This is a genomic window from Acinetobacter sp. BWR-L5 (assembly GCF_039655985.1).
Classification (GTDB): domain Bacteria; phylum Pseudomonadota; class Gammaproteobacteria; order Pseudomonadales; family Moraxellaceae; genus Acinetobacter; species Acinetobacter johnsonii.
This window is the reverse complement of the sequence record NZ_JAGFEV010000002.1, coordinates 246512-267207: the sequence shown is the minus strand read 5'-3', so window position 1 is coordinate 267207 and position 20696 is coordinate 246512. Positions and strand designations below refer to the sequence as shown.

General features: G+C 42.4%; 19 protein-coding genes, 2 tRNA genes and 1 other RNA gene. 6 read left to right on the top strand and 16 right to left on the bottom strand.

The window, feature by feature from the left end:
* Window positions 1–310: 310 nt before the first annotated feature.
* From JZ787_RS04780 to sdhC, 4 genes are read right to left on the bottom strand one after another with little or no spacing between them, the layout of a single operon-like run.
* The gene (locus JZ787_RS04780) at window positions 311–1021 is read right to left on the bottom strand and encodes a succinate dehydrogenase iron-sulfur subunit (protein ID WP_005400410.1); all 711 of its coding nucleotides are present in this window, start codon (window positions 1019–1021) and stop codon (window positions 311–313) included.
* 14 nt (window positions 1022–1035) lie between these two features.
* Window positions 1036–2934 carry an FAD-binding protein gene (locus JZ787_RS04775; protein ID WP_010327291.1) on the bottom strand — a complete coding sequence of 633 codons (1899 nt, stop codon included), beginning with the start codon at window positions 2932–2934 and terminating at the stop codon, window positions 1036–1038.
* Between the two features lie 12 nt (window positions 2935–2946).
* Window positions 2947–3312 carry a succinate dehydrogenase, hydrophobic membrane anchor protein gene (gene sdhD, locus JZ787_RS04770; protein WP_004695554.1) on the bottom strand — a complete coding sequence of 122 codons (366 nt, stop codon included), beginning with the start codon at window positions 3310–3312 and terminating at the stop codon, window positions 2947–2949.
* On the bottom strand, window positions 3312–3710 hold the full coding sequence (gene sdhC, locus JZ787_RS04765) for a succinate dehydrogenase, cytochrome b556 subunit (protein ID WP_005400408.1): 399 nt from the start codon (window positions 3708–3710) through the stop codon (window positions 3312–3314). The genes sdhD and sdhC overlap by 1 nt, the downstream gene beginning before the upstream one ends.
* A gap of 1027 nt (window positions 3711–4737) precedes the next feature.
* Here sdhC and gltA point away from each other — a divergent pair.
* Window positions 4738–6012, top strand: a complete 1275-nt coding sequence (gene gltA / locus JZ787_RS04760; RefSeq protein WP_004695551.1) for a citrate synthase — start codon at window positions 4738–4740, stop codon at window positions 6010–6012.
* A gap of 148 nt (window positions 6013–6160) precedes the next feature.
* Here gltA and JZ787_RS04755 read toward each other — a convergent pair whose 3' ends face one another.
* From JZ787_RS04755 to JZ787_RS04740, 4 genes are all read right to left on the bottom strand, one after another.
* Window positions 6161–7753 (bottom strand): NAD(P)/FAD-dependent oxidoreductase, encoded by a 1593-nt coding sequence (locus JZ787_RS04755; RefSeq protein ID WP_346311797.1) that lies wholly within the window; start codon window positions 7751–7753, stop codon window positions 6161–6163.
* 18 nt (window positions 7754–7771) lie between these two features.
* Entirely contained in the window at window positions 7772–8617 is an 846-nt protein-coding gene (locus JZ787_RS04750; protein ID WP_234950553.1) for an SDR family NAD(P)-dependent oxidoreductase, read from the bottom strand.
* 15 nt (window positions 8618–8632) lie between these two features.
* A complete protein-coding gene (locus JZ787_RS04745; RefSeq protein WP_168158161.1) occupies window positions 8633–9589 on the bottom strand; it encodes a metal-dependent hydrolase in 957 nt (318 codons plus the stop codon).
* Between the two features lie 183 nt (window positions 9590–9772).
* Window positions 9773–10279 (bottom strand): type IV secretion protein Rhs, encoded by a 507-nt coding sequence (locus JZ787_RS04740; protein ID WP_078389149.1) that lies wholly within the window; start codon window positions 10277–10279, stop codon window positions 9773–9775.
* Window positions 10280–10482: 203 nt separating this feature from the next.
* On the opposite strand from JZ787_RS04740, the gene JZ787_RS04735 reads away from it, so the two are divergent.
* On the top strand, window positions 10483–12108 hold the full coding sequence (locus tag JZ787_RS04735; RefSeq protein WP_346311796.1) for an NAD+ synthase: 1626 nt from the start codon (window positions 10483–10485) through the stop codon (window positions 12106–12108).
* Between the two features lie 116 nt (window positions 12109–12224).
* On the opposite strand, the gene JZ787_RS04730 is transcribed toward JZ787_RS04735, so the two are convergent.
* Window positions 12225–12301 (bottom strand) — tRNA-Met (locus tag JZ787_RS04730).
* Between the two features lie 178 nt (window positions 12302–12479).
* On the opposite strand from JZ787_RS04730, the gene JZ787_RS04725 reads away from it, so the two are divergent.
* The gene (locus JZ787_RS04725) at window positions 12480–12779 is read left to right on the top strand and encodes a hypothetical protein (RefSeq protein WP_346311795.1); all 300 of its coding nucleotides are present in this window, start codon (window positions 12480–12482) and stop codon (window positions 12777–12779) included.
* Between the two features lie 280 nt (window positions 12780–13059).
* Here JZ787_RS04725 and JZ787_RS04720 read toward each other — a convergent pair.
* The 4 genes from JZ787_RS04720 to coaD all read right to left on the bottom strand — a co-directional run bounded on the left by JZ787_RS04720 (window position 13060) and on the right by coaD (window position 14370).
* Window positions 13060–13136, bottom strand: a tRNA-Met gene (locus tag JZ787_RS04720).
* A 73-nt stretch (window positions 13137–13209) separates the two neighbouring features.
* An RNA gene (gene rnpB / locus JZ787_RS04715) (RNase P RNA component class A) lies at window positions 13210–13587 on the bottom strand.
* 26 nt (window positions 13588–13613) lie between these two features.
* Complete coding sequence (locus JZ787_RS04710) at window positions 13614–13877, bottom strand: YfhL family 4Fe-4S dicluster ferredoxin (RefSeq protein ID WP_004695536.1); 264 nt, start codon at window positions 13875–13877, stop codon at window positions 13614–13616.
* 1 nt (window position 13878) lies between these two features.
* Complete coding sequence (gene coaD / locus JZ787_RS04705; RefSeq protein WP_004695534.1) at window positions 13879–14370, bottom strand: pantetheine-phosphate adenylyltransferase; 492 nt, start codon at window positions 14368–14370, stop codon at window positions 13879–13881.
* 141 nt (window positions 14371–14511) lie between these two features.
* Between coaD and smpB the strand changes: the two genes are divergently transcribed.
* Complete coding sequence (gene smpB, locus JZ787_RS04700) at window positions 14512–14988, top strand: SsrA-binding protein SmpB (RefSeq protein WP_004695532.1); 477 nt, start codon at window positions 14512–14514, stop codon at window positions 14986–14988.
* A 42-nt stretch (window positions 14989–15030) separates the two neighbouring features.
* On the opposite strand, the gene JZ787_RS04695 is transcribed toward smpB, so the two are convergent.
* The 3 genes from JZ787_RS04695 to rluD all read right to left on the bottom strand — a co-directional run bounded on the left by JZ787_RS04695 (window position 15031) and on the right by rluD (window position 17528).
* Entirely contained in the window at window positions 15031–15597 is a 567-nt protein-coding gene (locus JZ787_RS04695) for a flavodoxin family protein (RefSeq protein WP_346311794.1), read from the bottom strand.
* 107 nt (window positions 15598–15704) lie between these two features.
* Window positions 15705–16445, bottom strand: a complete 741-nt coding sequence (gene pgeF, locus JZ787_RS04690) for a peptidoglycan editing factor PgeF (RefSeq protein WP_346311793.1) — start codon at window positions 16443–16445, stop codon at window positions 15705–15707.
* Between the two features lie 30 nt (window positions 16446–16475).
* Window positions 16476–17528 carry a 23S rRNA pseudouridine(1911/1915/1917) synthase RluD gene (gene rluD, locus JZ787_RS04685; protein WP_346311792.1) on the bottom strand — a complete coding sequence of 351 codons (1053 nt, stop codon included), beginning with the start codon at window positions 17526–17528 and terminating at the stop codon, window positions 16476–16478.
* 71 nt (window positions 17529–17599) lie between these two features.
* Between rluD and JZ787_RS04680 the strand changes: the two genes are divergently transcribed.
* Window positions 17600–18583: an outer membrane protein assembly factor BamD gene (locus JZ787_RS04680; protein WP_168158167.1), complete on the top strand. Its 984-nt coding sequence runs from the start codon at window positions 17600–17602 to the stop codon at window positions 18581–18583.
* Window positions 18584–18774: 191 nt separating this feature from the next.
* On the top strand, window positions 18775–20673 hold the full coding sequence (locus JZ787_RS04675) for a DNA primase (RefSeq protein ID WP_346311791.1): 1899 nt from the start codon (window positions 18775–18777) through the stop codon (window positions 20671–20673).
* Window positions 20674–20696: the final 23 nt, after the last annotated feature.

Below are 20696 nucleotides of genomic sequence, written 5' to 3'. Positions count from 1 at the left end.
CTCCAAAAAACACATACGAAAAGAGAGCATCATCTTTCAATATGCCCTCCCCATCAACAATATCCATCTTAACATCTTCATAACTTTTTTTGCAGACTCATACTTGCACTTATTTATGACATTTGTTTTAAATCGCCGCGCTTTTCACCAATCTGGTGCAATTTTCACAACAGCCACCTATCACAAACAAAAATAGTGCCAACCACACACTTTCACTCAACTTTATTTTTAATTGCAAAAATATAGCTATACAAATAAAAAAGCACACCCTGAAGGTGTGCTTTTTTTAACTGATAAATCAGCCTACAAATTAACCCGCCACATCTAAAAGCATGTTACGGATGTGACCGATTGCTTTAGTTGGGTTCAAACCTTTAGGACAGACTGATACACAGTTCATGATGCCTTTACAACGGAATAGCGAGAATGGGTCGTCTAGACGAGCCAAACGCTCTTGAGTTGCTGTATCACGAGAGTCGATGATAAAACGGTATGCATTCAACAATGCTGAAGGCCCCAAGAACTTGTCTGGGTTCCACCAGAATGATGGGCATGAAGTTGAACAACATGCACAAAGAATACATTCGTATAAACCATCTAAGTGTTCACGCTCTTCAGGAGACTGTAAACGCTCTTTTGGTGGTGCTGGTTGGTTGTTGATCAAGAATGGGTGAATTTTGTTGTACTGATCGTAGAACTGATTCATATCCACAACTAAATCTTTAACCACCGGCAAACCAGGTAAAGGACGAACTGTGATCACTTCTGGTAAGTCGTTTAGGTTCCAAAGACACGCTAAACCATTTTTACCATTGATGTTTACACCATCCGAACCACAAATACCTTCACGGCATGAACGGCGGAATGTTAATGATTCATCCTGTACTTTCAATGCAAGAAGCGCATCAAGCAACATACGGTGCTTATCAGTCAACTCTAACTTGAAAGTTTGCATGTACGGCGCTGCATCCTTATCAGGATCGTAGCGGTAGATATTAAATGTACGAGTACCTCTACTCATCTTACTTCTCCCAATTAGAATGTACGTGGTTTAGGTGGAATTGCAGCAACAGACAATGGCTTATAACGTACTGGCTTGTACTCAAGACGGTTATCGCTAGAGAACCATAATGTGTGCTTCATCCACTCATCATCACGACGACCATATGGGTAAGCTGGATGATCTGGCGACTCTTCAAAGTCTACAACCGTATGCGCACCACGGCACTCTTTACGAGCTGCTGCTGAGATCAATGTTGCTTTAGCCACTTCATACAAGTTTTCAACTTCTAAAGCCTCTACACGCGCAGTGTTAAATACTTTAGATTTGTCTTTCAAGTGAATATTGCGTACACGCGGTTCAATCGCAAGAATCTGCTTCACGCCTTCTTCAAGAAGTGCAGTTGTACGGAATACACCAGCATGATCTTGAACGATGTCACGAATTGCATCTGCAACTTCTTGGGCATTTTCACCAGTTGTTGAATCATCCAATTTACGGATACGTGCAACAGTTTGCTCAAGTACAGTCGTAGGAAGCGGTTGGTATTCATCACCGTGATGTTTAGTCACGTAGTCAATGATGTGCTCACCCGCAGCTTTACCAAATACAACCAAGTCTAGTAGCGAGTTCGTACCTAAACGGTTTGCACCATGTACAGACACGCAAGAACATTCACCAATTGCATAGAAGCCTTTAACAGGTTTCGTAAAGTTACGATCGCCCGCATTAGTCGAATAGATATCGCTATCTTTGTCATAATGTGCTGCAAATGCTTCAGTTTCAGAACCTTCAGGCACAACCACTTGACCGTGGATATTCGTTGGAATACCACCCATTTGGTAGTGAATTGTTGGTACAACTGGAATTGGCTCTTTCGTGATGTCAACGTTCGCGAATTTCTTACCAATCTCAAATACAGATGGAAGACGCTTCATGATCGTTTCAGCACCTAAGTGCGTCATATCAAGCAAGATGTAGTCTTTCTTCGGACCACAACCACGACCTTCTTTAATTTCTTGGTCCATAGAACGTGATACGAAGTCACGTGGCGCCAAGTCTTTTAAAGTTGGTGCATAGCGCTCCATGAATGGCTCACCAGCATCATTACGAAGGATTGCACCTTCACCACGACAACCTTCAGTTAACAATACGCCTGCACCAGCAACACCCGTTGGGTGGAACTGCCAGAATTCCATATCCTGCAATGGAATACCTGCACGAGCCGCCATACCAAGACCGTCACCAGTATTGATGTAAGCATTCGTCGATGCACGGTAAACACGGCCCGCACCACCCGTAGCAAACAATGTCGCTTTGGCTTGGAATACTGCAATTTTACCCGTTTCTTGGTCAATTGCTGTTACACCTAGTACATCACCTGCTTCGTTACGAATCAGGTCAAGTGCGATCCATTCAACAAAGAATTGTGTACCCATTTTCACGTTGCTTTGATAAAGCGTGTGAAGAAGTGCGTGACCTGTACGGTCAGCAGCAGCACATGCACGTGGAACCGCTTTTTCACCGTAGTTTGCAGAGTGACCACCAAATGGACGTTGGTAAATCGTACCGTCTGCGTTACGGTCAAATGGCATACCCAAGTGTTCTAGTTCATAAACAACTTGTGGCGCTTCACGCGTCATAAATTCGATCGCGTCTTGGTCGCCTAACCAGTCAGAACCTTTAACAGTGTCGTAGAAGTGGTAGTGCCAATTATCTTCTTGCATGTTACCAAGAGATGCACCAATACCACCCTGCGCTGCAACTGTGTGCGAACGAGTTGGGAATACTTTAGTTAAAACAGCAACTTTCAAACCAGCTTGAGCAAGTTGGTAAGACGCGCGCATACCTGAACCACCACCACCAACGATGACAGCATCGAAAGTTTCGTGTGGAATATTTGTGTAATCTTCTTTAGGGGTTATAGCGCCCATGATCTATTCCTATCAATTCGCCCAAAAAATCTGGATTGCCCAGATCGCATATGCAAATACAGCAATAATTACTGCTGAAGTCAGTACAAGGCGTAAACCTGAAGCTGAAGGACCCATTTGACGAGTAGTCACATAGTCTGTGAATACTTGCCACATACCAATCCATGCATGTGCAACAAGAGATAAGACGGCTAATAAAGATAAGATCTTCATTGGAGCTGTCATCATAAAGCCGTACCACTGTTCGTAGCTAAAACCGCCATTGCATAGGATCCAACCTAAAACAACAACTGTATAAACCGCTAATACGACAGCACTTACACGTTGGATAAACCAATCGCGAGAACCTGAACCCGTTAAACCAGTAGCACTTTTCATTAGATAACAATCCATACAAATGCCGCAACGATACCGATTGCAGACAAGATCAATGAAATAGTAGCTGCGATACGACCACTTTGCAGTTCTTCAGCAATACCGATATCTGCAAGTAAGTGCTTAACTCCCGCAATAAAGTGGAAAATTAAGCCGGCTACAAATACCCATACGACAAAACGCACAATGAAGCTATTAAAAATAGCCTGAACTTGAGCAAATCCTTCAGGCGAAGACAATGACTTGTCTAAGATCCATAGAAGTACCGGTACGAGTAAAAATACGATGACACCTGATAGACGGTGTAAGATTGATGCAATAGCCACAGGGGATTTTAAGTTTACTTCTAAAACTTGACCCATGGACAAATTGACAGGTCTGTTGCTTTTCACAGCGGGCATCCTGTAAGTAAAAACTCCATCCGGAGTTTGTTGGAATTAATTCGAAGGAAAGCTGGCATTGTTCAGCAGCTACTTTAAAACTCTAAATTAAATAGCGTTTGAACTTAAAACGACACTGAATTATAAGACGTGAACTATCAAAATACAAACAATGCCCTTGGCCTTTTTGCATAAAAATTCTTTAAATAAGAATCATTAACACATAGATAAATACCTTGCGCTACAATACTTTAGCTTCAAATCTCAGCTATATGGTTGGTTTTTATAAAATAAACACCAAATTCAAGCGCTAAAATTTATACAAAAACGGTAAAATTCGACTTTAGACTAAAGATGCACAAAAAAGTCTTGTTTTTAAAACTGGCTAATTTCACTGCTTTATTTTAATCATTTTTTATTTATATATAAAATGTTCATTATTTTATTTTAATATAGTGACATAAATATGCATGATGTTGGTGCAACAGATTAATCCCCTACAAGATTGAAATATCTCGTAATAAATTTTAATTAAAACAATTTTTTCACATCCGTATAAATAAAAAAAGTGACTTATATATCGTTTTCGAAATACCAAATAAGCTATTTTTTATACAATTAAATCATTTTTTTTGAGTCACTTATTGTTTTTAACAATGACTACGAAAGCAGCATTTTCTTTTTAAAATGATGCGTAAGTTACGAGAATCATAATAAATGTAAATATATGACGACTTGAATTCTGTTTCTTTTCAAGCGCTTTTTTCAATATAAAACTGCTTACAATTGCGCCAGCAACATTTTTTATTTATGCACTTGCTCCTTGAATTAACTTATTATAGTGTGTCGGTGCTGTGATTTTATGCAAATTTTAATGGATTAAATCTTAACTATAACTTCGGAAGTCATCATTTTATCCATAAGTATAATTGACAAAATTTCAGCACTCTCTACTCTTAGAGCAAATTTTTAATCCGTCTGATTCGTGCATTAAAAGATGAGTATTTCGAGTCAGATAAATCATTCACCAGGACAGGAGATCTATTGAATGTCTGAAGCAACTGGCAAAAAAGCCGTTTTACAGCTTGATGGCAAAGAAATTGAATTACCAATTTACAGCGGCACATTGGGCCCAGATGTAATCGACGTTAAGGATGTATTGGCCGCAGGTCACTTCACTTTTGATCCTGGTTTTATGGCTACTGCTGCATGCGAGTCTAAAATCACTTTCATCGACGGTAACAAAGGTGTGCTTTTACACCGTGGCTACCCAATCGACCAGTTAGCAACTAAAGCTGACTACTTAGAAACTTGCTACTTACTTCTCAATGGCGAGCTTCCAACAGCTGAACAAAAAGAAGTATTTGATGCTAAAGTTCGTAACCACACTATGGTTCACGATCAAGTTAGCCGCTTCTTCAATGGTTTCCGTCGCGATGCTCACCCTATGGCGATCATGGTTGGTGTAGTTGGTGCGCTTTCTGCGTTCTATCACAACAACTTAGACATCGAAAATGTTGATCACCGTGAAATTACAGCTATCCGCTTAATTGCTAAAGTACCTACTTTGGCTGCGTGGAGCTACAAGTACACTGTAGGTCAACCATTCGTTTACCCACGTAACGACTTAAGCTACGCTGAAAACTTCTTGTACATGATGTTTGCTACTCCAGCAGACCGTGATTACAAAGTAGATCCGATCCTTGCTAAAGCAATGGACCGTATTTTCACTCTTCACGCAGACCACGAACAAAATGCTTCTACGTCTACAGTACGTTTAGCTGGTTCTACTGGCGCGAACCCATATGCATGTATCGCTGCGGGTATCTCTGCACTTTGGGGCCCTGCTCACGGCGGCGCGAATGAAGCTGTTCTTAAGATGCTTGATGAAATCGGCACTGTAGAGAACGTTGCTGACTTCATGGAAAAAGTGAAAACTAAAGAAGTTAAACTCATGGGCTTCGGTCACCGTGTGTACAAAAACTTCGATCCACGTGCGAAAGTAATGAAAGAAACTTGTGACGAAGTTCTTGGTGCGCTTGGCATCAACGATCCACAGCTTGCTCTTGCTATGGAACTTGAACGTATCGCGCTTTCTGATGAATACTTCATCAAACGTAACCTATACCCGAACGTAGACTTCTACTCAGGTATCATCCTTAAAGCGATTGGTATCCCGACAGAAATGTTTACAGTGATCTTCGCGCTTGCACGTACTGTTGGTTGGATCAGCCACTGGTTAGAAATGCACAGCGGTCCATACAAGATCGGTCGTCCTCGTCAGCTTTACACTGGCGAAGTTCAACGCGACATCAACCGTTAATTCGGTCTGCGTTGATAGACAAAAAACCACCCGCATGGGTGGTTTTTTTATATATTGAACTCTAAACCTACCATTCATGAATCACACCCTTAAAGTATTAAAAGGCCTGAACAGACTCAGGCTTTTTTTAATACTTAATGTGGCTACTTTAAGCTTCAACAACATCGTAGTGTTTTAGCTCAAGCGCAGATAAACGTTGCTTTAACTCAGCCAAGGACCACGGCCAAGCCGCGAAGTTACGCCCATTTTGATCTAAATAATAGCTTGAGCAACCACCTCGGTTAAATACGGTGGTTTTTAAATGAGTTTGTACCTTGGCATTGTGATAACGTAGAACATCTCGCTTGACCATCATACGTTTAAAGCCTTGCTGCTTCATTTTTAGTAGGCCATCTACAATGTACTGAATCTGCGCTTCAGTAATCCCAATAAAAGAGTCATAGACCAAGATATTTGGCCCCAATACCAAAAAGGCATTCGGCACATTTTCCAAACTTGTGCCCAAGTACGCTTCTGGAGAACCGTACTTCCAAAGGTCAGCCAATCGCTCGCCTTGTGCATTCCATACACGTTGCCCAATCGGAGGATGTGCCACTTCAAAACCGGTTCCCCAGATAATAACATCAACCTCAAATCGCTCCCCATTTGCCGCAATGACACTCTGCCCATCAATCTCGACCAAACCTTGTGGCAACAAGGTGACATTGTCTTGTTGCAGTGCTGGATAATAATTGTTGGCAAATAAAAGCCGCTTACAGCCGATCGAAAAGTTAGGCGTTACGGCTTTACGTAAGGCGTCATTCTGTATTTGCAATTTTAATAATTGACGGCTTAAAACATTGACTGGCTCCAGCAGTGAAGGATGACGTAGCCCAAAGTTGATCCCATTTAAAATACTGGAAACACTCTTCCGCCAGCCTTGCTGAATCATCGGGAATTTGGCGACCAACGACTTCACTGTAGCATTGAGCTGCATATCCGCTTTGGGCAAAACCCACGGCGCAGTCCGCTGAAATACGATCAACTCTTTCGCCAACGGCTGAATTTGTGGAATAAACTGAATGGCAGATGCACCTGTTCCAATCACTGCAACCCGCTTTCCCGTTAAGTCATAATCATGTTTCCAACGGGCTGAATGGAACATTTCTCCTTTAAACCCCTCTATCCCTTTAATCTTAGGTACAGATGGTTCTGTAATCGGCCCTGTGCTAAAGATCACGGTTCGTGCTTGATATGTCCCTTGAGAAGTTTCAAGTTGCCAAATATTCGCCTCTTCATTCCACTTTGCACTGTGCAACTCATGCTGAAAGCGGATTTTGTCTTGTAATTCAAACTGCTCAACCACCTGTTCCAAGTAACTTAAAATTTCAGGTTGTTTCGCAAATAAATGGCTCCATTGATGACTAGGTGCAAAGGAAAATGAATACAATGCCGAAGGTACATCGCAGCCACAACCAGGGTAATTATTATCACGCCACGTACCACCAACTCTCTCTGCCTTTTCTAAAACCAGATAGTCCTGATAGCCGACTTGTTTCATTTTATAAGCCGTAGCAATGCCCGAAATCCCAGCACCTACAACAATGGTATCGTAAGTATGTGCGGCTTTAGGACGAAGCACAGCCTTTTTACGGGTTTGCTTAGGTTGAGCTTCCGTACTTTTTGGCGTCGTAGTTTGATCTCGCATTTGATCAGACGGTGCTTGCACATCTGCTTGCTCTATCTCTAATTGCGTTTCCATATTCATTTTTCTCTATTCTTATTTTGTGATTTGATTAAACAGTGGATAACCCAAACCTAAAAGCTTGACGTATAAGCTTGGTGATGCCCGCTTCATCCACCAAAACAATTTGGCATCGGGTTGAGGAATGGTATAAAGCTTGCCTGCATCTAAGCGATTTAATGTTTTTTTTACAACAGCATCACTGGTGGTAAACGCATGGTTCATTAGCAGTTTGTCAGCCAGTCCAGAATAGCGGCTCGGCAAGCGGCCATTCTTCATAATATTGGTCGGCACCAAGGTCGGACATAGCACATTGACTGCAATGTTATAAGCATGAAGTTCTGAAGCTAAGGTTTCTGATAGTGCCAAAACACTAGACTTTGTCACGTTATACGCTGTCATCTCAGGGGCTGCAGTATAGCTCGCAGCTGATGCCACATTGATGATGGCACCAAAACCTTGCTGTTTAAATTTGGGGACAAAGTAGTGGCAACCATGAATTACCCCCCACAGGTTGACATGCATACACCACTGCCAATCCTCCAGCGACACCTCATCAAACTTACCACCTAGCCCAACTCCGGCATTATTGATGAGCAAGGTGACAGGATGTCCCAAAAGCTGTTCCGCTTGCTCCGCCAGAGCGTGTACAGATTCTTTTAATCCAACATCACAATGCACTGCATAGGCTGACGTAGATGTCATCGACTGAATCAAATCTACCGTCTCCTGTGCCGAGCTTAAATCAATATCTGCACAGATGACATCACCACCGCGCTTTGCCAGTTCCAGTGCAAAGCTACGACCAATTCCGCTACCTGCACCAGTTACAACTGCGTAAGCCTTTTCACTTGGTTTATTTTTTTTACTCAACAGTCCCATGTCATAACCTCCTTTTTATGATTTCAGTACTGGAGTAAATTCTTTAGTGAAATAGGGGGTTAATACTCCTGTTTCAGGGTGTAGTAAACGCTCTTTGTAATAATCTAAAAATGCAGAAGTGTCATAGTCATTCGGGTGAAAGCTCGGACGTAAATAGTCAAAAATATGCATCCAACTACTGCCATAAACACCTCGTTTCAGCCCAAACAAGAGGCTGAAACTGCGCGGCACATCCTTCCAATAACTGAGACTCACCAAATTAGACGGTTTGCGATAAAACGGGACAAAAACTGACGCCATGGAAATCAGCAGCAAAATGGTGATAAGGGCTGGAAAAAAGCCTGCAATACGCAAAGCATAGTTATTAGAAAGTGATTGAAACACATCATATGCAATGTCTTTGTGCTCAGATTCCTCTAACATGTGCCACATCCAAATCGCCCGTTGCTTTTCATCTTGAGAATCGAAGAAAATCTCTTCATGGTTCATCATGTATTCAGACAACACCGCGGTAAAATGTTCAATACCTGCCATCAAAGACAATTTCATCGGTTGTGGTAAACGGTTAAAACCGTAATCAAAAACGATTTCGGCTAAATAACGAAAAATGCCAACCGGCAAATCAACCTGTTTAAAAGTATCGTTCAATTCTTCATGTAGCTTTGAATGCAATGCCTCCTGCCCAATCAAAGACGTCACACGTTGTTTTAATACAGGGTCTGTGAGGAAATCGCGGTGATAACGGGCGGTATCAATCACCAAGTCTTCACCATAGGTCAGAAAGATCGAGAGTGATGCAAAGTAAGCACTGGCTAACTCCGCATTTAAGTAAAATTTGGGATCAATTTTCTCCGCTTCAAAGTCAAATTTCATATGCCGAATCGGAATAATCGCAGACTGTTTTTCAGCATCGAATACGGGTCCTGCAAAAATTTGGCTGGCTTTGCCTTTCAATGGAAGAGCGATACGCATAGGACATTCCTTCTTATTTTTAGCTCATTTTTCAGGCTCAATCTCACGATTTTTACCTGTGCTTTGCATTCAAAATAAGAGTCCGCTTCCCCTATGCCACTGGCATTTTTCTTCAAATGATTTGCAATTTATGACTTTAAAATCTGTTGTCTAACAATCACTCTACAGATTTATCTATCGGGGTCAGAACGAGGCTTTGTGTGCCACAAAGGGAATACACTGCTCATAGGCTGAGCACTCTTCGCCATAGTGTTTTTTAAGAAAATAATCTTGCACCATTTGCGCCTGTTGTTCGATGCCATAGCTTAAAAACTGCTTGCCTTGTTTTAATGCATAACGGTATTGACGGTTAAAAAGCGCCTTACGCACTACAGCGAGTCCCTGTTGAATTTGCCAAACATGTGTTAGCTCATGAATCAACCAAGCTTGTTGATGAATCGGTTGGTCGGCAAAGTTTTCGCACCAGTCTTTGATATTAAAATAGACATGTCCATTGGGGCTAATCGCATAATGAGGCAACACTGCCCGATGCGCGATAATTCGAACCGAATCCATGTTCAGACTGTTCCCAAAAATACTGCTGGCAAGCTTTTTCTCCCCTTCAGTCAAGGGCCGATTTTTAAGTTCAAACTTTTGCTGTATTTTTTGTAAAAGCGGTTGAAACCACACAATCACACTCCATAAAGACATTAGAATAATTTGTTCTTTTTAAGGACATTTACGGATTTTTTTTAGAATATCCCTTAAAAAAAATCGCATTTCGTATATAGTATTCGCACTTATTATTGATTAATACTTCTATTTGTTTATCGTCACTTACACCACGTAGAACTTATAGCTATAACAAACTCAATCGTCGTGTATATCCCTATAGGTATAGGATTTAGTTGGAAATGAAAAGTTTTAAAATTGCACTTGCACAGTTCTCTCCGCACATTGGCAACCTTGAAGCAAATGCCCAAAAAATGTTGGAGCAGGCCAATGAAGCAAAAAAACAAAATGCTGATTTAATTATTTTTCCAGAACTTTCGAGCATTGGTTACCCAGCAGAAGATTTACTTCTACGTCCTAGCCTAACCAAACGCACGCAACAAGTTTTTGAACAACTTAAAACAGTAAAAGACATTGTGATGGTCTTTGGTTTTGTCAACCAAACCGAAGATGGTCAACGCTACAACGCCGCTGCGGTCATGAAAGATGGACAAGTTTTGGGTGTGTATAACAAACAAAACTTGCCAAACTATAGCGTATTTGATGAAAAGCGCTACTTCACCGAAGGGCATCAACACCTTGTTTTTGAATATCTAGGGCATAAGTTTGGTGTGTTGATTTGTGAAGATGTTTGGTCACTGTCAACAGTACAACAATTGGCACAGCTCAATGTAGAAACGGCTTTGGTCTTAAATGCTTCACCATATGAAGTCGGTAAGCCACAGCACCGCGTTGAAACCATGTCTGCACTGGCGAAACAAATGAACCTCAACTTGGTTTATGCCAACCAAGTCGGCGGTCAAGACGACCTGATCTTTGATGGTACAAGCTTCGTGATTGCCAAAAACGGTTCGGTTGTACTTCAAGCTGAAAGCTTTAAAGAATCTCTGTATTTCGCTGAATACGAAGCAGAACAACAAGCCTTTAAGGCCAATGCTCTGCCGCCTGCTTTAGACACTATGGCAGAGATTTATCAAAGCTTAGTAATGGCGACCCGTGACTATGTACAACGCTCAGGTTTCCCTGGAGTGATTTTGGGTTTATCAGGCGGGATCGACTCAGCTCTAACTCTTGCCATTGCAGCCGATGCGATTGGCGCCGACAAAGTCCAAGCCGTAATGATGCCATATACCTATACCGCTCAAATCAGTGTAGAAGATGCTGCTGAACAAGCGAAAAGTATGGGGGTAACTTTTGGGATTGCTGAAATCAACCCGATTGTAAACAGCTTTATGCAAACGCTTTATCCGTTCTTTGGCAACAGCCCTACGGATGCAACTGAAGAAAACTTACAAGCGCGTGCCCGCGGTACACTGCTGATGGGTTTATCAAACAAATTTGGTAATTTGGTCCTGTCTACAGGCAACAAATCAGAATTGGCGGTGGGATACTGCACGCTCTATGGTGACATGGTCGGTGGTTTTGCCGTACTGAAAGATGTGTATAAAACCATTGTGTTTGAACTTGCGAAATACCGTAACAGCATTTCAGACAAGCCTGTGATTCCTGAGCGTGTGATTACTCGCCCACCGTCAGCAGAGCTACGTCCAGATCAAAAAGACCAAGACTCTTTACCGCCATATGATGTGCTGGATGCCATTTTGTATGCCTATATCGAAGAAGATATGAGCCAAGATGACATCATTGCCAAAGGCTTTGATGCTGAAGTGGTTGCTAAAGTGATTCGTTTGGTCGATTTCAATGAATACAAACGTCGCCAAGGTGCAATTGGTCCGCGTATCAGCTCACGCGCATTTAGCCGTGAACGTCGTTACCCGATCATGAATGGCTGGAAAGCTGGCGTATAAGCTGCTTTTCCAAAAAAAAGCCCAAACATCTGTTTGGGCTTTTTTATATCGACATATTCAAATCTATTTTTTACGCACAAAAAAAGAGACCAAGCTGAGAGCTTGGTCTTTTAAAATGGTGGCTATGACGAGACTTGAACTTGTGACCCCCGCATTATGAGTGCGGTGCTCTAACCAACTGAGCTACATAGCCGTAAACTGTGCGCGCATTATGCAAAGTTCAAAGGCAAGCGTCAACCCTTTTTACACACAAATGGTTATTCAATATACAAAAACACTTTAAACTATCAATTTTTCAGCAAACCACTCTTTTTAAACTTATTTTTATACTGCAAGCTATATTTAAGTTAGGCATATTTACGAGAAAGATAATGAAAAAGAGAGTCTGTTTTTTCTTTATCCTAAGTACTACAGCATTGAGCAGTTGTCAGCTGATTTCCCCCATGATCACCGACTATAACGGTGTACGGCGTGATGTAGCGACCTATATCAACTCCAACCTATTATTTAGCCTAAAAGATCGAGAAATATTGGTCAACTACGCCAAAGGACAACAAAAGATCCTGACTGCAGATCGCTTAAGCCCAACTGCACAGCAAAACTTGGCTTTAGAAAGAGCAGAAGGATGCTACTGTGCAAGTCAGCACATCTCTTTAAAAAACTCAATTTAGTCGATCATCAAATTTTTGCATTGCCCGAACATCAAGCCAATTGGCAACACATTCAAAAATTACAGATGCAGATCAATTTAACGCCTGAAAACATTAACTGCGAGGGGAAGTTCTAAAAAGATCATAAATGTCCGCAGTCACAGCTTTGGTTTAAATATCGAAATAACGGTGCAGCGAACCACAAGGCCATTTCAGAAATGGCAAGTAAATAAAGACTGTTTCACAGCCTTTCTTCCCCACAAAAAAAAAAAGATCATGCTGAGAGCATGATCTATAAAAATGGTGGCTATGACGAGACTTGAACTTGTGACCCCCGCATTATGAGTGCGGTGCTCTAACCAACTGAGCTACATAGCCGTAAACTGTGCGCGCATTATGTGGTTTTCTCACTAGTACGTCAAGTACCTTGCGCGCTTAATTGATCAAAATTTGTTGAAGTGAGCCGATAAGCCGGGTTCTGTCGAGAACGATCATTCCTCTAGGCGTACAATCACTCATACGCTCAAGCGACCTACCCGGATCCAGCATGGGCCATGCCTAAAGGATCCCTATTTGGTCTTGCTTCCGGTGGGGTTTACCATGCCATGAACTGTTACCAGCCATGCGGTGCGCTCTTACCGCACCCTTTCACCCTTACCTCCGATTTCGATTGCTCGAAACCATAATGAAGGCGGTCTACTCTCTGCTGCACTTTCCGTCGGCTCACGCCGCCCAGGCGTTACCTGGCACCTTGCCCTATGAAGCCCGGACTTTCCTCCCCTGCTTCAATCACGGAGATCTCCGCAGCAGCGATCGTCTGGCTCACTTCGAGGCGCATAGTATCAAATCTTAGACTTAATTGCTTGCGCTTTTTTGAGCAATCAGCTTTTTATATTTATCCATGAGCTCATCCTCAGTTTCCGCATGATTAGGATCAAGCGGAATACAGTCCACTGGACAGAACAATTGACACTGGGGTTTATCATAATGTCCGATACACTCTGTGCATAAGTCTGGATTGATTTCATAAATCAATTCCCCCATGAAAATGGCTTCATTGGGGCACACAGGTTCACAAACATCACAATTGATGCATTCATCGGTTATATATAAAGACACATTACCAACCTTGTTGATGTTTACGTTCAAAAGCAGCGACTACAGCTTGCGGTACAAACTTCGTCACATCACCTTTTAAACGTGCTATTTCACGAATCAACGTCGATGAAATAAATGAATACTGCTCTGACGGCGTTAAAAATACTGCCTCAAAGTGTGAATCAAGTTGACGGTTCATATTGGCTAACTGGAACTCGTATTCAAAGTCAGACACTGCACGCAATCCTCGCAGTACAGCCGTTGCCTTCTGTTCACGGAAGAAATTTACCAACAAACCATCAAAACCTACAAACTCAACATTATCAAGATGGCTTAATGATGCTTTGGCCAAGCTCACACGCTCTTCTAAACTAAAGAGAGGGTTTTTATGATGACCAATGGCAATGGCTACTACCACTTCATCAAACATACGTGATGCACGTGTGACCAAATCAATATGACCATTGGTAATTGGATCAAAAGTCCCCGGGTAAATGACGCGAGTTTTAGACATCCATTTTTACTCTGTTGATTTTGTAGAGCCATATTTTAGCAAAAACTTGTTTTATAGGTGAAGAAACTCCATAAATTTGAAAAAACTTCACCTTAACCTTGCTTTAAGGCACAATAGGTACATTGTTGGAAGTAATTGATTATGGCGAAAGCAACTGTAGTTAAAAAAAATACCAGCGGGACGATTGCACAGAATAAACGTGCACGTCACGACTATTTTATTGAAGAAAAATTTGAAGCTGGCCTGTCGCTGCAAGGCTGGGAAGTGAAATCATTGCGTGCAGGTCGTATGACGCTGTCTGAGAGTTATATCACCTTTAAAAATGGTGAAGCTTTCCTGTTCGGTGCTCAAATTCAGCCTTTACTCAGTGCATCTACGCACATTGTTCCTGAAGCGACCCGTACCCGTAAGTTACTGTTGAACCGTCGTGAACTGGATAAGTTACTCGGCGCAGTGAATCAAAAAGGTTATTCGTGTGTTCCGCTTGTTGCTTATTGGAAAGGACCACGTGCGAAATTAGAAATCGCTTTAGTGAAAGGCAAACAGCTACATGACAAACGTGCCACAGAAAAAGACCGTGACTGGCAACGTGATAAAGCCCGTATTATGCATAAATAATAAAAAACCTCCTATGTGGAGGTTTTTTTATTATTAGAACTGTTAATAGTCAGCTTTTAGCTCAACCAAATATTTTCCAAACTTTCGAGCAGTTTCCAAGTCACCTTCGGGTGGGGTTATTTCAATACTGGCGTTGTCTGACTGAGTCATCAAACCTAAAAAGCTCGACATCCGATTAATATCGTGTTGGCTACGTCCCGTCGGCATAAACGGTAAACCAGCCCACAACATACCATGCTGCATAGAAAATAAATTAATCTGCTGTAATACCGCCAGTTTATCGCCACTTAAGCCACCACCATTGGTAAAGCCTGCAGCCAGTTTTCCTTGCCAAGCCCGTGCTAACCAACGCTTAGAGGAATCTTCCATAAACTGCTTAAGCGCTGCGGTAAGACTGCCCATATACGTTGGGCAACCCATCACAATAATATCGGCCTGATCTAACAAGTCCCACTGCACTGCAGCAACAGAAATTAAATGCACATCAGCACCCGCCTGCTCTGCACCTTGTGCAATATACTGAGCGACTTTCGCCGTATGACCATAGGCGCTATGATAAACCACACACACATGAACAGGTGCAGCAGAAACAAGATCAGGTACTGACATGGAAACTTTTAAGACCAAAGAATTGAGTTAAGTTTAACACTTCCACTCGCTGAGTGGGGAGTAAGTGCAAGGATTAAAACAGCCAAGCACTTGATCAAAAACCCAAACTATTGCATAAACACAAAGGTCGCCATACGCCCAGTTTTGGCATGACGGCGATACGAAAAGTACTCATTCGACTGGCTAAATGAACACTGATCACCGCCAAAAACCACTTCAACCCCGTGCTTTTTTAGAATGAATTTTGCGATCGCATATAAGTCAGCATAATATTTTCCAGCTTGTGCACCTGTTTGAAATGCAGACTCAAGCTCAGCATACTTTGAACAAAAAGCTTCTTTTACTTCCGCCCCAATTTCAAAACAAGGTTGGCTAATAGCCGCACCCAACCAAGCCCATGTCGGCTGAGTATTCATACTGGCAATGGTATTTTCAATAATGCCATGCGCCAACCCACGCCAACCTGCATGCAAATTGGCCACTTCAGTTCCATCCGCATTGCCTAAAACCACTGGCAAACAATCGGCTGTCATCATCATCAGGGCATGCTTCGGGCGCTGTGTCACCAAACCATCCCCTACTTGAGCATCAAAGTCAATTTGCTCATTCACTACACGGCAAATGGTGCTGTGAGTTTGCGTCATCCATGTAATTTTATCGACCCCATAGCCCGCAAACTCTTCGAGCAAGATCATGCGATGCTGTTGCACACGTGCAGCATCATCCTGTACATGCAAAGCCAAATTAAAGCCTTGTAATTCAGTTTGAGTGGTCTCTAAAGCACGATCATGATGTACACGGGTTTGCCCCACAAAAACACCTGCCGGAAGTCCTTGAACAAATTGCATATACTGTCCTTATGATGATTCATCTATAACTTAATAGGCTTTGTTTTCCGTACGAAGTACATCAACCAAGGTCGCCAAGTCTGCTGGCCACGGCGCTTTAAACAACATTTCTTCACCTGTACGTGGGTGTTTCAAACCGAGCTCTGCTGCATGCAAGGCTTGGCGTCTGAAACCACGTAAAGTCTCATCTAAAAGCTCCGATGCACCTGCGGGCACGCGCACACGCGGCATATACACAGGATCGCCAACTAAACCAAAACCAATATAACTAAAATGCACACGAATCTGATGCGTACGTCCAGTTTCAAGACGCGCTTGGATACGGGTGAAATGTTGGAAACGTTCTTTCACGTTGTAGTGTGTTACAGCATCTTTACCGCCCGGCAATACCGCCATTTTGACACGGTCTACAGGGTGACGTTTAATCGGTTCATCCACCGTGCCGCCCGCAATCACATTGCCATACACAATCAGGTCATAAACACGGTAAACCGTTTTTTTCGCCAATTGCTTACTCAGTGAAAATTGCGCTTCTAAATTTTTCGCAACGACCAACAAGCCAGAAGTATCTTTATCAATACGATGTACCAAACCCGCACGGGTCAGTTCTGCCGATTTTGGATAGTGATGCAATAATGCATTTACCAACGTACCCGATGAATTGCCCGCACCTGGGTGAACCACCATCCCAACAGGTTTATTAACGACAATAATGTCATCATCTTCATAGACAATATCCAGCGGAATGTCTTCAGGCAGACTACGAGTTTGGGCTTCTAACTCAACTTCAAGGGTTAACAGTTCAAATCCTTCACATTTATATTTGGGTTTGACACTGTTACCATTTACCAACAAATGGCCTTCTTTTAGCCACTGTTTGAGTTTTTCACGCGAAAAGTCGCTCCAAATCGTTGCTGCAACTTGGTCTATACGTTGTCCGAGATAAGTTTCATCCAATTGAAATTGCAACGATAAACGTGTTGCAGTAGAGCTTGAAGTATGGTTATCTGCATCCTCAGAATCTTCAAGTAAATTGAAATCGGTTTCAGGGAAATTTGGATCGGAAGATTGTGCTTGAGCCATTTGATCATTCAAATAAAAGTGATTTAATAGCGCAATTGTAGCTCATTGCCCGTATTAACAGAGGAATTTTTATGTCGCTACCACATTATAAAATGACAATGCTTGCTCTAACGATTGGCATTGCATCTGCAATGGTAGGCTGTAGCAGCAATCCCAAGAAAGAAGTGGTAGATACCGGTCCACAATCGAGTGAACAGGTTTATATTCAAAAAGCAGAAAAAGCACTGCAAAGTGGTCAATATACCGACGCTGCAAAACACTTAGAAGCATTAGATACCTATTACCCTACAGGTGAATATGCGCAACAAGCTCAACTAGAGCTGCTCTATGTGAAGTTTCAGCAGAAAGATTATGAAGGTGCGATTGCACTGGCTGATCGTTTCATTCGTTTGAACCCTCAGCATCCAAACGTGGACTATGCCTACTATGTCCGTGGCGTAGCCAATATGGAACAAAACTATGATGGTTTGATTCGTTATACTTCTTTAAAGCAAGCACATCGCGATGTGAGCTATCTTAAAGTGGCGTATCAAAACTTCGTAGACTTTATTCGTCGTTACCCTTCAAGCACTTATGCGGTTGATGCCGCACAGCGCATGAAGTTTATCAGCAATGAGTTGGCTGAAAGCGAAATGAATGCGGCACGTTTTAATATCAAACGTAAAGCATGGGTCGCAGCACTAGAGCGTGCTCAATGGGTGATTGAACATTATCCACAAAGCCCTCAAGTGCCTGAAGCTTTAGCAACTGTTGCTTATTCGTATGACCAATTGGGCGACAAGCAAACTGCGCAACAATATACCGATGTCTTGAAACTAAATTATCCAAATTTAGTGAAATCGAATGGTGAAGTGAACTTACGTGCTGCACGTAAAGAAGCAAGTTGGGTCAACCGTGCGACTTTAGGTGTGTTTGGTCGCGAAGAACAAAACAGTTCTGAAGAAAAAATCGAACAGCCGAAACAAACAACAGAGCGCAGCTTTACCAATCGTGTCAGCTTCGGTTTACTGGATCGTCCTGAAACACAGCAAAACATCACTACTGAAACCGAATAATTCCTCTGAAATATTCGCTATTTTAGAAAGGGCAAGTTATCATACTTGCCCTTTTGTTTTGTGCGATTTCCGCTTGATCAAAACGCCTAAAAGGTATACAAAACAATCTAGATTCGATGGTTTTTTGCATTTTAAAACCTCCATCTCTGCTTCTTTTCACGGTTCAAAACATCAGCGACTGACGATTCGACATGGCTATTCCTCAACACACCATTGACCAAATTTTAGATCGGACCGACATTGTCGACCTGATTGGTCAACGTGTGAAACTTAAAAAGTCAGGTCGTACCTATTCAGGCTGTTGTCCGTTCCATCAAGAAAAATCACCATCTTTTCACGTGTATCGTGACAAACAGTATTTCCACTGTTTTGGTTGTCAGGCCAATGGTAATGCCATTCGTTTTTTAATGGACATCGACAGTCGTAGCTTTATTGATGTAATGAAGGATTTGTCGAGTCAAACAGGTATCGAACTTCCCAAAGATAACCGTGACTCGAAAAAACTGGTGTATAAGCGCGAAGCTAAACCTGTCAAAAAACCACAGGTCGATGTCGCCGCAGGGGACAAGAAAGCTGAACCAGCTCCAGCACAACCTGAGTTTCAGATTGAGCATGATCCTTTTGCTGAATTTCAGTCCATGGACTACCAAGAGGGTTACGCTGATTTTGATACTTTCGAGGGCTTCAACACTGCCCCCGTTCAAGAAGGCAACTTATACGACCTGTTAGAAAATATTGCGCAATACTATGAGCAACAACTACCGCATAGTCGCGCTGCTCAGCAGTACTTTAAACAGCGTGGTCTCAGCCGAGATACCATTGCATATTGGCGTTTAGGTTATGCACCTGAGGACTGGCAACACTTAGAAAAAGCCTTCCCGCAAGATATCGAAGGCTTAAAGCTACTCGGACTGATTCGTACTAGTGACAACGGTCGTGACTTCGACTTACTGCGGGATCGCGTCATATTTCCGATTCGTGATGCCAAAGGTCGCGTGGTGGGCTTCGGTGGTCGTGCTCTAAATGACGAAATTAAACCCAAATACATCAACTCGCCAGACTCTGAGGTATTTCATAAAAACCAATTGCTTTATGGTTTATATGAAGGCCGTAAACAAAAAGCCCAAGACTGGCTAATGGTCGAAGGCTATATGGATGTGATTGCGCTACAGCAGTATGGCATTGCAGGTGCCGTGGCGACCTTAGGAACTGCCAGTAACACCGAACACTTAAATATTCTGTTTAAACAAAACAACCGTATTACCATCGCCTTCGATGGTGACGTGGCCGGACAAAAAGCGGCACGCCGCACTTTAGAAATTGCGCTACCTTTACTCAATGATGGTCGCGAGCTGAAGTTTTTTGTTTTACCGAATGACCATGACCCTGACTCACTGATTCGTCGCGAAGGTATTGAAAACTTTAATAAACTGCTCCAGCAGGCACCACTACTGTCAGACTTTGTCTTTGCACATCTGACGCAGAACCATGACATCAGCAGCCCTGAAGGTAAAAGTCAGGTCATGAGTGAGTTACGTCAACTGACGGACTTATTACCCAAAACGGGCTCTTTCCGTTATTTGCTAAATCAATCCTTCAAAGAAAAACTTGGTTTTGGTCGTCGCTGGACACCTCAAGTCAGCAACGATGCCTCGTTGTCTTTTAATATTCGCACCAAAGATGAAGACTTCGCCCTCGCCGTTCTGATCCATCATCCGTTTTTGTATATTCACTTTGAAACTCTACGCGCCTATTTACCTGAAGATGAACTTTTAGCGCATGTGCTACAAGTCTTAGATGGCATCTTTGATGATTTGCCCGACGACCAAGAACTGGCGACCTATTATGTGCTGGGTGCGTGTAGCCGTTATGCCAACGCAATTGCCGATATTATGCAGCGCACCAATATTGAAGTTCTGACCAAAACACCTGAAATGGCCGACAAACTGGCCAGTGAATATGCTCTCTCGCTTGAAGAAAAATATTTGCGCCAAAAACTAAAAGCGCCTTTAAGCCTGCTTGAATCGCGTAATCTACGTCAAAAACTGAATGAATTGACCAAAAAAATAGGCTTAAGACTGATTACTTAAACCTATTACATTTTTATATTTAG